Origin of the sequence: Actinomyces faecalis, from assembly GCF_013184985.2 — a bacterium.
GTDB classification, from domain to species: domain Bacteria; phylum Actinomycetota; class Actinomycetes; order Actinomycetales; family Actinomycetaceae; genus Actinomyces; species Actinomyces faecalis.
In genome coordinates this window covers 2,470,935-2,483,370 of record NZ_CP063418.1, presented here as the reverse complement: position 1 = coordinate 2,483,370, position 12,436 = coordinate 2,470,935, and the positions used below count along the sequence as shown (strand labels likewise).

Genomic DNA, 12,436 nt, shown 5'->3' with positions numbered 1-12,436 from the left:
GCACCCAGGGTGCGGGGCAGGCACAGGTGGTTGACGCCGTCGGCCACCACCACCCGGAGCTGACGCCACAGCCAGCCCCCCCCACGCACCCGCTCAGAGAGGAGCGCATTGTGACCGCATCACAGATCAAACGCGGTGTCAGCCTCTACTCCTACCAGCACGAGTACGCCCACGGGACCTTCACCCTTGAGGACGCGGTCGCTGCAGCCGCCAAGGAGGGTGCGCTGGGTATCGAGACGCTCGGCGAGCAGATGATCCCCGGTTTCCCTTTCCCCGGCCAGCCTGACCTACCTGACTCGTTCTATGACCACTGGCGCGAGCTGATGGAGCGCTACGGTACCACGCCGACCGTCCACGACATGTTCCTGGACACCAAGCGCTACAAGGACCGCTTGCTCAACCTTGATGAGATGGTCGACTCCCTCAAGCGAGACATTCGGCATACCGCCAAGCTAGGGGCCAAAGGTATCCGCGTCATCGTCAACACGCCCCCGCAGGTGGTGGAGGCCGCTGCCCCCTATGCCCGCGACCACGGGGTGTGGATGGGGGTGGAGGTCCACTCCCCCTACTCCTTCGAGGATGACTGGATCAAGCGTCACCTTGAGGTGGGCGAGCGCGTGGGGACCGACGTCGTCGGCTGCGTGCCGGACATGGGGATCTTCGTCTACCGTCTGCCCCGCGTCCTGGCCGATCGTGCCCTGCGCGATGGTGCCGACCCCGCTCTTGCCCAGGAGATCGTGGAGACCTACAACGCCCATGGTGACACTCAGGCCTTGTTCGACCGCCTTGAGAAGCAGGGCGCTGATGGTGTGACGCTGGGGCTTGCTCGCAACGCCACCTTCATGATCGCCCAGCCGGTGGACTGCCTGCGTGAGCATGCGCAGCTCATCAAGCACATCCACGCCAAGTTCTACGAGATGCACGAGGTGGAGGGCTTCGACTACTGGCACGAGTACTCCATCCCCTACCACGAGATCGTGCCTGTGCTGGAGGAGATCGGGTACGACGGGTACCTGTCCAGCGAGTACGAGGGCAACCGGCACGTTGAGGACGTGGAGACGGTCGACTCCGTCGCCCAGGTTGCTGCCCACCAGACCATGCTCAAGGCCCTGCTGTCGGCTGAAGCGCGCGAGGAGAAGTGACGTGTTCAACGAGATGATCATCCGCGAGGGCTCGGTCCGTCACCTTGTGAGCGAGGGCGGCGAGGTGACGGGCTTTGAGCTCGACACCCATATCCCCTACTACCGCGGGCTGGGCCTGTCCATGATCGAGGTGCCCGAGGTCGTCGTTGACGGCGTCGCGGTGGATGAGGTGGACCTTCGCTTCGTCTACAACGGTGTCAGTCGTACCTTCGCCGAGCTCGCAGACGTGTCTGACGTGCGGTGGGAGCTGCGCACCTTCGCCCAGATCCAGGTGCTGCGTCCAGGTGGGCTGGCCGCTGGCGAGCACGAGATCCACGTCAACCTCAGGCTGCGGGTGTCCTACCTGCCCATCCTCTCCGAGAACCGCTTCACCCGTACGGTCACGATCGCCTGACCGCCTTGAGCCACGATAAGGAGTGAGCAATGCCAACCAAGTTCATGAAGCTCGGTTTTGACGAGAAGGTACTGCGCCGTCTTGCTAACGAGACCGAGGAGGGTCGTGCCGTCGGCTACGTGCTCGACGTCGGCTTCAACTACTACCGGGGGACGCCAGTGTCCGCCATCGAGCGTCTCGAGCTGAGCGTGGACGGTCAGCGGGTGGATGAGGACCGGATCCTCGTCGAGGTCAACGGCAAGTTCCTGCGCATCTCGCAGCTGCCCCTCGCCTTCACCGAGTACTGGGGGGTCAAGACCCCTCTCCGCCTGCACGTGTCTGGCGAGCCGCTCGCTGCCGGCCAGTACGACGTCGACCTCGTGTGCGAGTGCCGCGTGGTCTACATGGAGTTCGCACCCGGTGTCTTCGGGATGCTGGACGCCTCCGCCCGCAAGACCCTGACGGTTGAGGAGTGAGCAGACATGGCAACGATCAACGGTATTGAGCAAGCCGTCTCCTGCTACGGCTACACCCAGCAGTTCATTGAGCGTGATGACTGGAGCATCGACACCATCTTTGAGCACGTGGCTGCCAAGGGCGTGTCCAAGGTGGAGCTGGTGGGAGCCCAGACCTTCCAGCAGTACCCCACCCCGCGCGCCGACGAGATCGACGCGGTCCTGGAGGCTGGCCGCCGGCACGGCGTCGAGGTCTACTCCTACGGCGGCTACGTGGACCTGGGCCGTATCACCGGCTACCGGATGAGCCAGGAGGACATCCTCTCCGACATCCGCCTGGACATCATGACGGCGCGTGCCCTGGGCGCCACCGTCATGCGTGCCACCGGCTTCGGCCCGGAGCTGGCGCCCCAGGTCAACGACCTGGCCGAGAAGTACGGAGTGAAGATCGGCTTCGAGATCCATGCCCCGCACACGCCGTCGGACCCCACCACCCTGGGATTCATGGAGACGATCGACAGGCACCAGCTGGGCAGCTTTGGCCTGGTCCCGGACTTCGGCATTTTCATTGAGCGTCCCACCCAGATCGCGGTGGAACGTTACGTGGGCCTGGGTGCCAAGCGCGAGAACCTCGACTGGATCATCGCTCACCGCCACGGCGGGATGAGCGAGGAGGAGATGTGGGAGCACGTGCGCACCACCATGGGTGGTGGTGAGGGGGAGAGGATCGCTATCTCTGAGTGGTTTGGGTACCTGTCCTTTGCCCCCGCCGAGCTGGACACCTTTGGGGACATGGTGCCGTTCGTCAACTACGTGCACGGCAAGTTCTACCACCTGGAGCGTGAGGCTGACGGACGGATCGTGGAGCCGACCATCCCCTATGAGCAGGCCTTGAGCATCCTTGTCAAGGGCGGGTTCCAGGGTGTCTTCCTCACTGAGTACGAGGGGCACGCCTTCTACCTTGACGACGCCGACGAGCAGATCGATCGCCACCTCGAGCTGTGCCGAGGGATCCTGGAGACGCTGTGACGAGCGGGGCGAGCCTCTAGCGGCTTCGACCACGACGGCGGTGAGCCTCCTGTGGGGGGGGGCTGCCGCCGTCGTGCTCGTGGGAGGGAGGGGGTGGGCGGCTGTGTCTGGACGCAGTAAAGGCCGGAGACCACATTGTCTCCGGCCTGTTGGTGTCAGTGGCCTCGTCAGAGCGAGACCGGGAGGATACGAGTCCCTGCGCAGCGTCCCGTCTCAGCGGCGGGACCCCAGGGTCAGTGCTGGTCGTCCTCGGTGGCCTTCTCGGTGAGCTTGTCGTTCACGACCTCAGCCATGGCACGGACAGTGTTGGCGTCAATGGAGTTGAAGAACATGGGCGTTCCTTTCGGAGATTGGTGATGTGGTATCCGCGAACACGGGCTGATCGGTCCGATCAGTCATGTGGTCGTGATGGCTCTACCCTAAGCGCCGCCAGGATGCTGCTCTTATGCCTGTCACGCTGTGACTCTCGACGCAGATGACGTGCGTTCTTTGAAAAAATGGCGTGATGACGGGAGAAAATGGCTGATACTGATGTCGGTAGCCCGTCGCTGACTTCTGCACGCTTTGGTGGGAACGCGTGTGCTGGATCTCTGTGGAGGCTGAGGGGACAGCCCTCGCACGTGGCCGAGATCGGCCTGTGGATCCTGCCGTCTCGGGCGTGGGAACCCGTGCCATGCCTTCGCGGCGCCTCGTAGCAACGAGGCGCCGCGAAGGCAGCGTGGGCACCTGGGGCTGAGCGAGCCCCCAGACGGACGCCCTTAGAGAGCCACGTCCTGGGTTGGTCGGGTCAGCTCACCCGAGGCATGGGCCCTGGCGATGTAGTCACAGGCGCGCGCCGTCACGGCCATGATCGTCAGGGCTGGTCCCTCGGTCGATCCGGTGGGGAAGGAGGCTGCGTCAGTGACGAAGAGGTTGGGCACGTCCCAGGACTGGTTGACGCCGTTGAGGACGCTCAGTGCCGGGTCGTGGCCCATGCGGGCTCCCCCTGCCTCGTGGATCGACACCCCATTCATCACCGACATGCGGATACCCATGCGGAAGATCGCCCGCTGCGCCGGGTTGAAGTCCGGCCAGACCGTGCGCGAGTGGATGCCGAAGTTGGAGGCCACAAAATTCTTGCGCAGTCCTGCCGCATCCATCATCTCGTTGATGTCCCGCACGGCGGCATCGACCATGAGGCGGTCGTTGTCATTGTTGCGCACCACGATGTGCGGCGCAGGCACTCCCCACTTGTCCTTGACGCGCTTGTTGAGGCGCACGTGGTTACCGAACTGCGGCAGCATCTCAATTCCTGCCCCAAACCCAAACATGCCGGGGGCGTCCTCGGGGACCGGCACACGTCCCGCCAGTCCCTGGAAGGAGTAGCCACGCTTGAATCGCTCGGTCTGTCCGTTCATGTTCTGGTAGCGGGGGATGAGGAAGCCGCCGCTACCACCGTAGAACGGATCGGGCTCGGCCTGGGTGGAGGGACCGAAGTATCCGGGCCGCTTGGGGTCGTCGCCGTACCCCAGGGCCAGGGCCTGCTCCAGCAGGTAGTGGCCCACGAGCCCGTTGGAGTTGGCCAGCCCCTCAGGGTGACGCGAGCTCCCGGAGCTCAGCAGCAGCCGCACCGACTCGATGGCTGAGGCGCACAGCAGGACGACGTCGCCCACCACCTTGTGCTCCACCTTGGTGCGTGCATCCACGAACACGGCCCCGGTAGCCAGCCCTGTGCGCGGGTCAGTGGTGATACGTGTGACGACGGCGTGGGTGCGGATCGTCAGCCGGCCCGTCTTGCGGGCCTCACGGATCCCCGGTGGCACTCGGTCCAGGAAAGGGGCCTGGAACCGGTAGCCGATGACGTGACGCTCCGGCCAGCGCTGTTCGACGACGTGCTTGAACTCAGTCTCCATCTCGTTGAGGTGGCTGGGGCCGATGTACTTTCCCGCCGGAGGGTGGGTGACGCCAGGATCGTCGTCGCCATACAGGCCGACGAGCTCCTCGACGCGGTCGTAGTAAGGAGCGATGTCCTTGTACTCGAAAGGCCAGTCGATACCCACGCCATCGAGAGACGCGGCCTTGAAGTCAAGGTCACTCATGCGCTGGAGCACGCGTCCGTAGGCGTGCATGCGCCCACCCAGGAGGCGGGAACGGATGTAGAGGAAGGGCGCGTTCAGCGGGTAGGTGTAGGGGTGCTCCCAGTCATTGACGAGGAAACGGGAGGAGGTGTCAGAGTAGAAAGAGCGCCGGGCCTGGTTCCACTGGTGGTCCTTGAGGACCCGCTTTGCCCGGACGCCAAGGTCGAGGCCCATACCTTTCGGCTTTCCGTATACCGGTGGCGTGAAGTCCTCTTCGGTCAGCTCTCGGCCGGCCTCCAGCAGGAGGACATCCATGCCCGCCTGCGTGAGCTCATGGACCGCGGTAGAACCGGCCGGACCGGATCCGATGACGATGGCGTCAAAGTGACGATCGATGTTCTGGCTGTCTGCCATGACAGCAACACCTTCCTTAGTGCTTGCATCGAATAGCTGGTAACAGGCTAGAGAGCGCGGTCCCAGTTGAGGTGCTGCAAGCTCTTCGTTCCGCACGCCTCGAGCAGAAGGTGCGCTCCGTCGGCGATCTCTCAGACCTCCCTCCACGGCAGGATGGGCCATGGTCGCAAGGACGAGGCGGGAGGTGGCTGATGGAGGACCAGGACGCTCGAGCACGTGCCGGGCTGCTCTTTGATGCCGCCTGGCCCGGTTACCGGCCGATGAAGGCACGTGCCCATGACCTGTGCCGGCGGTATAACGCGCTCGACGAGCTAGACCCTCAGCGCCAGGAGATCATCCCCCAGATCTTTGATGAGATCGGCGAGGGCTTCTATGTTCGTGGTCCTCTCCAGGTCAACTGCGGTGTCCATACACGCATTGGCAAACGCTTCTTTGCCAACTTCAACGTCACGATCCTCAACGACGTTCCTGTCACCATTGGCGATGACGTGGTGGTCGGAGCCGGCAGCATTGTCACGCATGACCTGCCTTCCGGATGGCTCGCCGTCGGATCGCCGGCACGCCCGGTGCGACCGATCGACGAGGCGGATTCTGTCCATTCACCTGGCTCGCTCGTCCATGGCCGGTTAAGCAGCGAGCAGCGTCCTGCTGGGGCGGGCTCGGATTGACGGCTGGGCCGGTCCCTTCCTGACGATCTGGTGATGACCTCGAGAGTCACAGCCCAGCCTTGTGACCGGCCCTGGAGCGGTCCTTGCGCAGCGCGTTCATCAAGCGCCCGCAGACCGGCGTCGAAGAGTTCCATAGTGGGTCCCCAACCCCAGAAGAAAGTGCGTGAATCCATGTCCGTGGACACCTCTGCCCACACCCACTCCGTCAAGGGCAACAGCAGCGGAGTCAACCCGTACAAGGTTGCTGCCGTCGTCATGATCGGCTCGTTCATGTCGGTTCTGGACGGGACGATCATCAACGTGGCGATTCCGGCCCTCCAGAGCTACTACGCAGCTCCCGACGGTGCCCTCCCTGCGTACTCCTCGGTGGCCTGGGCTATTACCGGATATGCGCTGGCCACGGCTGCCATCATCCCTTTGACCGACTACGGTCTTCGCCGTACTGGCCACCGTCGGATGTATATCGGCTCCATCGCATTGTTCACCATCGCCTCGGTGCTGTGCGCCCTGTCCCCCAGCCTGGGGGTTCTCATCACCATGCGTGTCCTGCAGGGACTCTGTGGTGGCTGCATCATGCCGGTGGGTACAGCTCTGGTCGCCTCGGTTGCTGGCGACCGCCTGGGCAAGATGATGGGGCTGATGGGCATTCCTATGCTCATCGCGCCCATCGTGGGTCCCATCCTGGGCGGGTGGCTGGTCGAGGTAGCGTCCTGGCACTGGGTGTTCCTCATCAACGTGCCCTTCGGAGCTGCCGCGGTGGTTCTGGGGCTGGCGGTGCTGCCACGTTCGCGGCAGAGCGGTCAGGCTGTGCTCGACGGTGTGGGGGTGGCTCTCATGTCCCCAGGACTGGCACTGACGCTGTGGGGTGTGTCCAATGCAGGTTCCGGTCTGCCCGTGACCGCGCCGATGGTGTGGCTGCCGCTTGTGCTCGGGCTCGTCATGGTCGCGGCCTTCGTTCGTCATTCACTTCAGGCTGCACATCCCCTGTTAGACCTGAGCATCCTGCGACTGCGCCCTTACCGCAACGCCATCATGCTGGCCGTCTTCTTCCAGACCGGCTTCACCGCTGACCTGCTGCTTCTGCCCTCCTACTTCCAGCAGGTGCGTGGCCTGGGGGCCATGGAAGCGGGGCTGTTCATCGCGCCGACCGGCCTGGGGGCGTTGATAACGATGCCCCTGGCCGCCAATGCGGTTGACCGCCATGCCCCGGGCAAGGTCATCCCGTTCGGGATGGCTGCGATGTTTGCCTCTGTCCTGGCGCTGACCCAGGTCGGCGCAGACACGAGCTTGTGGTACCTCGCTGCGATCCTCACGCTCCAAGGCATGGGAATCGGGGGAACGATGATGCCGGTGTCCACTGCTGCCCTGCAGGCGGTGCCGCGGGCCGAGGTTGGTAACGCCACGACGCTGTTCAACATCGGCCAGCAGGTCTTCGGGGCGGTAGGGATTGCGGTGGTGTCGGTGACGTTGGCTCTGCTGCTGGCTGCGTCTGAGCTGGCGAGCGCGGCAGTGGCGGGAGAGTTCGGGGGCGCCCAGCGGGTGGTGGGCCTGTCCCAGGCGGCTGAGGCCTTTGCCGGGGCCTTCTGGGTCCCAGCGGTGGCGATGGGACTGGCCTTTGTCATGGCGTTCCGTCTGCCGATGCAGCTGGTCCGCGCCCCCCATTCCTCCCGGTAGACAACCTTTTCGTAACTCGGACAATGGGAAACCAGGGTTTTACGTTGTCCAGGATACGAAAAGGTTGTCCGGCTGGGGTGCGGGTGCGGGGTGCGGGGTGCGGGTGCGGGGTGCGGGTGGGAGGGGCAGCTAGTGGGAGGTCGTGTGCTCCCACGCGAAGGTGTAGGTCAGCGCCGCCGTCCTTGCTGTCTGCGCGCTGGTGACCCCGCTGTGATGGCCTCCCTCCGTAGTCTCCTCGTACCACACCGGCTGCCCCAGCTCCTCGAGGCGGTGCACCAGTGCGCGGGCATGCCAGGGATGGACCCGATCATCGTGGCTGGAGGCCAGCACCAGCAGCGGCGGATACCTCACCCCTGTGCTCACCTGATGCAACGGGGACAGCTTGCGTATCCACGTCCACTGCTGAGGATCGTCAGGATCACCCAGCTCCCCGATCCACGAGGCCCCGGCAAGCAGATGGGGATAACGTCCCAGATCGGTCAAAGGTGCCTCCAGCACCACGGCGCCCACGTGGTGCGGGCGCCGGCACATCAGCGCCCCCACTCCCAGGGCGCCAGCCGACGACGCCGACACCGTCAGGCTCGACGGCGAGGCCACGCCACGCGTGTGGAGCGAGTCCACCACCGCTTCCAGGTCCTCAACCACATGGTGGCGAGCGGCCAAGCGGCCGGCCTCGTGCCAGGCGGGACCGTACTCACCCCCGCCACGCACGCACGCCAGCACGTAGGTGCCACCGGCCTCGAGCCACGCCTTGCCCATCACTGGCTCGTAGCGGGGCCCAGTGACATGTCCAAAGCCCCCGTACGCGTGGAGCAGGACCCGGCGCGGGTGCTTGCACCCGCCTACCTGCTGGCCCTGTCCGTCACGCTGCACATCCGCACCCTGGTCATGCTGCGCTCCCTGCTCATGGTGTCGCGGTGAGGCCGGGAGAGGGTCGGTGCGTCCCACCTGGAAGTACGGCACCAGCGTGCCGTCGGCGCTCACCGCCACGTGCTGGGTGACATCCACCCCGCGCGCGTCAAACCGTGCGGGAGCCTGCCGCACAACCCTCATCCCCACCACGTGGCCGTTGTCAGACAGACGCGCCACTGCCAGGGAGGACGGCGTCGTCCAGCCCGTAGCGGAGATCCACACATAGTCCCCCTCATCAGTGTCCGCTGGATCGACCGCCTGTGCGGACACGGTCAGCAGGGCCCGGCCCGCACGCAGCTCACTGCGAGGTGTGTCCGGCGGACCTGGCACATCTGCTGCGCCGGTGAGGTCAAGGTCATGATGGAGCCAACCGCTCTGGGGTGCCTCAGAGGAGTCGGGCCGAGGTGGGGTGCAGACCTCCAAGCGCGTGACGACGTCGTCGAGGATCGTCAGGACCAGGTGGTGACGCGTCCAGGTGGCGGAGGCCAGGACGCAGGAGTCGGTCGGCTCGAAGAGCACCTCGAGGTCCCGCTGCCCGGCGAGGTACGCATCCAACGGTGCCGCCAGCAGCGTGCCGGGACGGTAGGTCCGCCCCTGCACGCACCAGGGATCGTGCAGCTCGATGGTCAACCAGTCCCGCCCGACTCCCGCCCGGGCACTGTCCGGCACCTCTAGACGTACCGCCCCGGCGGGCACGTGCTCTCCACCGTCATCAAGCAGGCGGTCACCGATGCCGGACTCGCCGTAGGCGGAGTCGGGTAGCAGCCAGATGCGTGTGCGGTCCCAGGAAGGGATGGTCGTCAGCCAGGTACGCCCCCAGGGATCGCGTGCGGCCACTGCCGCCAGTGAGTCGGCGGACGCGGTGACCAGGACCTCGGCATCCTCCATGCGTTGACCACGCGTGAGCCGTCGCACCTGACGAGGCAGCCCCGCCGCCAAGGCGAATCGGTCAGGTAGGCCGCCACTGACGAGGACCCGCTGTCCCGTGTCATCAGCCCAGGTCATCATCCCTTTTGAGGGGGCCTGGGTGAAACCTCCCTCGCTGGCCGGTATGAAGCGGTGCTGTTCTAGGTCGTACTCCTGGACCGATGTGGCGTCGGAGCCACCTTGGGACAGGCTGACCAGGGCACGACAGCCCGTGAGCGGGCCCCGGCTGAGGACCTGTGCCCCCGCCCAGGCCAGTGGCTCGGTGCTGGTGGCGCTCAGCGCGTCAACGTCGAGCAGCTCCTCCCACTGTGTGTGCCCGGGGGCGCGGTCAGCACGGCTGGGGGCTCCGGCGACGTAGGAGAGCCAGGTGGTGCGTCGCCAGATGCCGCGTGGATGGTCCGCATCGGTCCACAGTCCGTACAGCATGCCGTGATGGGAGGAGACCACAGGGATCCGCCCAGGGCAGTCCATGAGCCTTTGCAGGGTGATGGTGAGATCGTGCGTGGCGGGATCGTTGAAGCGCTCGTGGGTGGCGCGGTTGTGCGCCTCAACCCATGCGGTGGCACGCCTTCCAGTGACCTCCTCAAGCCATGCGGGTGCGAGGAGATCACTGGGAAGTGGGACTGGGCCGGGGTGGGCTGGCATGTGCTCAGCCCTGCCTGGGGTGGTGGGGGCTGACAAGGCGACCTCCGTGTGACCGTGTGGTGGTGCCCTCGGACGATAGGGAGCTGTCTGCTCCCGGGGGAGGGGAAGGAGGTGCACTTCCGCCCGCAGCGGCTGGAAGTGTGCTGAATTGCTGTGAGTGTGTGTCTGTGGCGCAGGAGCCGGGGAGGAGATGGCGTGGACTTTTGTTCCTGGTGGGCAGAATGAGCGGGTAAGGCCCCCAACGGTGACCATCACCCTGCCTGACAATAGGATCGATAGGTACCTCAGCCCACTACTATCGCTGGGGTAGCGCACCCAGGTCAGGTTGTGAAGGAGCGAGGGATGGCACTGAGCATCGGTGTGGACGTCGGCGGCACCAAGATCGCGGCGGGAGTCGTGGACGAGGGTGGCAACGTCATCGCCCGTGTACAGAAGGACTCTCCGGCTAACGACCGTGACGCCATCCTCGCCACCATCATTGAGGTTGCGCTCGACCTCAAGCTTGCTCATCCGCAGGTCACAAGCGTCGGCATCGGCGCAGCGGGCTTCGTCTCCTCGGACCGTAACACCATGGCCTCGGGAACGAACCTGGACTGGACAGGCGTCAAGATCGGTGACGTCGTCTCCGAGGGCGTCGGCCTGCCCGTCGTCGTCGAGAATGACGCCAACGCGGCCGGCTGGGCCGAGGCCCGTTTCGGCGTGGGGGCAGGCAAGGCCAACGTGCTCGTGGTGACGCTGGGCACCGGTGTGGGTGGCGCCGTCGTCATTGACGGGCACCTCGTGCGTGGTGCTGCTGGCTTCGCGGCGGAGATTGGGCACATTACCGTGGTTCCCGGTGGGCGTCCCTGCGGCTGTGGCCTGCGTGGCTGCCTGGAGCGCTACGCCTCCGGCACGGCGCTGGGTGTCAACGGCTGGGAGCTGGCCAAGTTCCGCCCGGCCTACGCCGCCCGCATCATTGACCTCTCCGGCGGGGACCAGAACACGATCTCCGGCAAGGCTGTGACAGCGGCTGCCCGTGAGGGTGACCTGGCGGCGCTGGAGTGCTACGAGCAGCTGGGTGACGCGCTGGGCCAGGGCCTGGCTGACCTCGCTGCCGTGCTCGACCCCGAGGTCATCGTGCTGACGGGAGGGCTGACCGAGGCCGGTGACATCCTGCTGACGCCCGTGACCAAGGCCTTTGACCAGTACCTGACGGCTCGCGCGCGTCGCCCGCAGATTCCGGTCCTCATCTCGGCCTCCGGCCAGGACGCCGGGCTCGTCGGCGCGGCCGACCTGGCGCGAGCTGCCTGAGCTGCTTCCTCGCGCACCAGGTCTCGGGCCGGGAGCGGCTTCGTGTCGCTCCCGGCCCGAGGCGTGTGCTGCGCTGGAGATCCGTCGCGGGCGTGCTTCGACGATGGCGACGTGCTTGGTTCATCGTGGCGTGCCTGTGCGGGCCTGGGGAGCGCGTTGCTGTGGCGTCTGTTCGCAACAGACGGCAGAGGCATACCGCAATGCGGGGAACGTCCGCTGTGGTTGACGGCGAGAGCATGCTCGGGTAGTGAAGGTGCGCCGTCATGCCGAGCGTGCGTTCTCGCGAGCCGTCTTCTGGATACGGGTAAGCGCTCGGGCGTAGCTCGCTCCGATCTGCTGTGGGGTGACCGGCTCGCCGTCGAAGGTCCAGGTGAGCAGGTTGGCGAGCGAGAAGCGGCGCCCACAGCGGGCACAGGCCATCGGGGCGGCCGGGCGACGCATGCGGTTGACGGTGTGCCCGGAGGGGCAGGTCCCCACCCAGCGCCCGGCCACGGTCGGTGCCTCACGCGGCACGAGCCGACGCCCGGAGGCGCCGATCCGCCTCGCCTCGGCGGCCCAGACGGCGTCGTGTCCGTGGCGCGCGCCGACCCGTGCGTGCGCGATCTCGTGCAGGACGGTCTCGCGCACCTCCTCCTCGCTGTAGAGCTCCATGAGTGCCCGGGACAGGGTGATCCGACGGCGTGCATGGTCCGTGAGCCCGGCCCGCCGCCTGGCGCGGTCCAGGCCGAGCTCCCACTCGCCCACGCCGTGCTCGTCCATGAGACGGTGGGCCAGGGCGAGGACGGCAGGGACTTCCACGGGCGCGAGCGTAGCCGGTACGCGCTCGGCGTGCCGCCGCACAGGTGCGGGA

At 66.0% G+C, this 12,436-nt stretch carries 10 protein-coding genes; 7 read left to right on the top strand and 3 right to left on the bottom strand.

The genetic code is table 11. From position 1 onward, the window contains the following. Positions 1-110: 110 nt before the first annotated feature. Genes HRL51_RS10645 through HRL51_RS10630 form a run of 4 tightly spaced genes read left to right on the top strand, consistent with a single transcriptional unit; the run spans position 111 to position 2,999 of the window. A complete protein-coding gene (locus HRL51_RS10645) occupies positions 111-1,142 on the top strand; it encodes a sugar phosphate isomerase/epimerase family protein (protein ID WP_216666060.1) in 1,032 nt (343 codons plus the stop codon). Position 1,143: 1 nt separating this feature from the next. Beyond that, positions 1,144-1,536, top strand: a complete 393-nt coding sequence (locus HRL51_RS10640) for a C-glycoside deglycosidase beta subunit domain-containing protein (protein WP_172119231.1) — start codon at positions 1,144-1,146, stop codon at positions 1,534-1,536. Positions 1,537-1,565: 29 nt separating this feature from the next. Continuing rightward, a complete protein-coding gene (locus HRL51_RS10635; protein ID WP_172119232.1) occupies positions 1,566-1,991 on the top strand; it encodes a C-glycoside deglycosidase beta subunit domain-containing protein in 426 nt (141 codons plus the stop codon). A gap of 6 nt (positions 1,992-1,997) precedes the next feature. Then, positions 1,998-2,999: a TIM barrel protein gene (locus HRL51_RS10630; protein WP_172119233.1), complete on the top strand. Its 1,002-nt coding sequence runs from the start codon at positions 1,998-2,000 to the stop codon at positions 2,997-2,999. A gap of 758 nt (positions 3,000-3,757) precedes the next feature. Here HRL51_RS10630 and HRL51_RS10625 read toward each other — a convergent pair. After that, positions 3,758-5,470 carry a GMC oxidoreductase gene (locus HRL51_RS10625; RefSeq protein ID WP_172119234.1) on the bottom strand — a complete coding sequence of 571 codons (1,713 nt, stop codon included), beginning with the start codon at positions 5,468-5,470 and terminating at the stop codon, positions 3,758-3,760. Positions 5,471-5,661: 191 nt separating this feature from the next. Here HRL51_RS10625 and HRL51_RS11905 point away from each other — a divergent pair, with 191 nt between their 5' ends. After that, complete coding sequence (locus tag HRL51_RS11905; RefSeq protein ID WP_172119235.1) at positions 5,662-6,138, top strand: maltose acetyltransferase domain-containing protein; 477 nt, start codon at positions 5,662-5,664, stop codon at positions 6,136-6,138. Positions 6,139-6,309: 171 nt separating this feature from the next. After that, the gene (locus tag HRL51_RS10615; protein WP_172119236.1) at positions 6,310-7,812 is read left to right on the top strand and encodes a DHA2 family efflux MFS transporter permease subunit; all 1,503 of its coding nucleotides are present in this window, start codon (positions 6,310-6,312) and stop codon (positions 7,810-7,812) included. Positions 7,813-7,941: 129 nt separating this feature from the next. Here the strand turns inward: HRL51_RS10615 and HRL51_RS10610 are convergent, their stop codons facing one another. Next, a complete protein-coding gene (locus HRL51_RS10610; RefSeq protein WP_172191750.1) occupies positions 7,942-10,296 on the bottom strand; it encodes a prolyl oligopeptidase family serine peptidase in 2,355 nt (784 codons plus the stop codon). Between the two features lie 342 nt (positions 10,297-10,638). Between HRL51_RS10610 and HRL51_RS10605 the strand changes: the two genes are divergently transcribed. Continuing rightward, the gene (locus HRL51_RS10605; RefSeq protein WP_172191748.1) at positions 10,639-11,586 is read left to right on the top strand and encodes an ROK family glucokinase; all 948 of its coding nucleotides are present in this window, start codon (positions 10,639-10,641) and stop codon (positions 11,584-11,586) included. Positions 11,587-11,847: 261 nt separating this feature from the next. Here HRL51_RS10605 and HRL51_RS10600 read toward each other — a convergent pair whose 3' ends face one another. Continuing rightward, positions 11,848-12,384 (bottom strand): SprT-like domain-containing protein, encoded by a 537-nt coding sequence (locus HRL51_RS10600; RefSeq protein ID WP_172119239.1) that lies wholly within the window; start codon positions 12,382-12,384, stop codon positions 11,848-11,850. Between the last annotated feature and the right edge of the window lie 52 nt (positions 12,385-12,436).

Bases quoted from the DNA above. Each gene is read 5' to 3' on its own strand.
- HRL51_RS10635 (WP_172119232.1), top strand. From the start codon at position 1,566: ATGCCAACCAAGTTCATGAAGCTCGGTTTTGACGAGAAGGTACTGCGC.
- HRL51_RS10630 (WP_172119233.1), top strand. From the start codon at position 1,998: ATGGCAACGATCAACGGTATTGAGCAAGCCGTCTCCTGCTACGGCTAC.
- HRL51_RS10625 (WP_172119234.1), bottom strand. From the start codon at position 5,470: ATGGCAGACAGCCAGAACATCGATCGTCACTTTGACGCCATCGTCATC.
- HRL51_RS11905 (WP_172119235.1), top strand. From the start codon at position 5,662: ATGGAGGACCAGGACGCTCGAGCACGTGCCGGGCTGCTCTTTGATGCC.
- HRL51_RS10615 (WP_172119236.1), top strand. From the start codon at position 6,310: ATGTCCGTGGACACCTCTGCCCACACCCACTCCGTCAAGGGCAACAGC.
- HRL51_RS10610 (WP_172191750.1), bottom strand. From the start codon at position 10,296: ATGCCAGCCCACCCCGGCCCAGTCCCACTTCCCAGTGATCTCCTCGCA.
- HRL51_RS10605 (WP_172191748.1), top strand. From the start codon at position 10,639: ATGGCACTGAGCATCGGTGTGGACGTCGGCGGCACCAAGATCGCGGCG.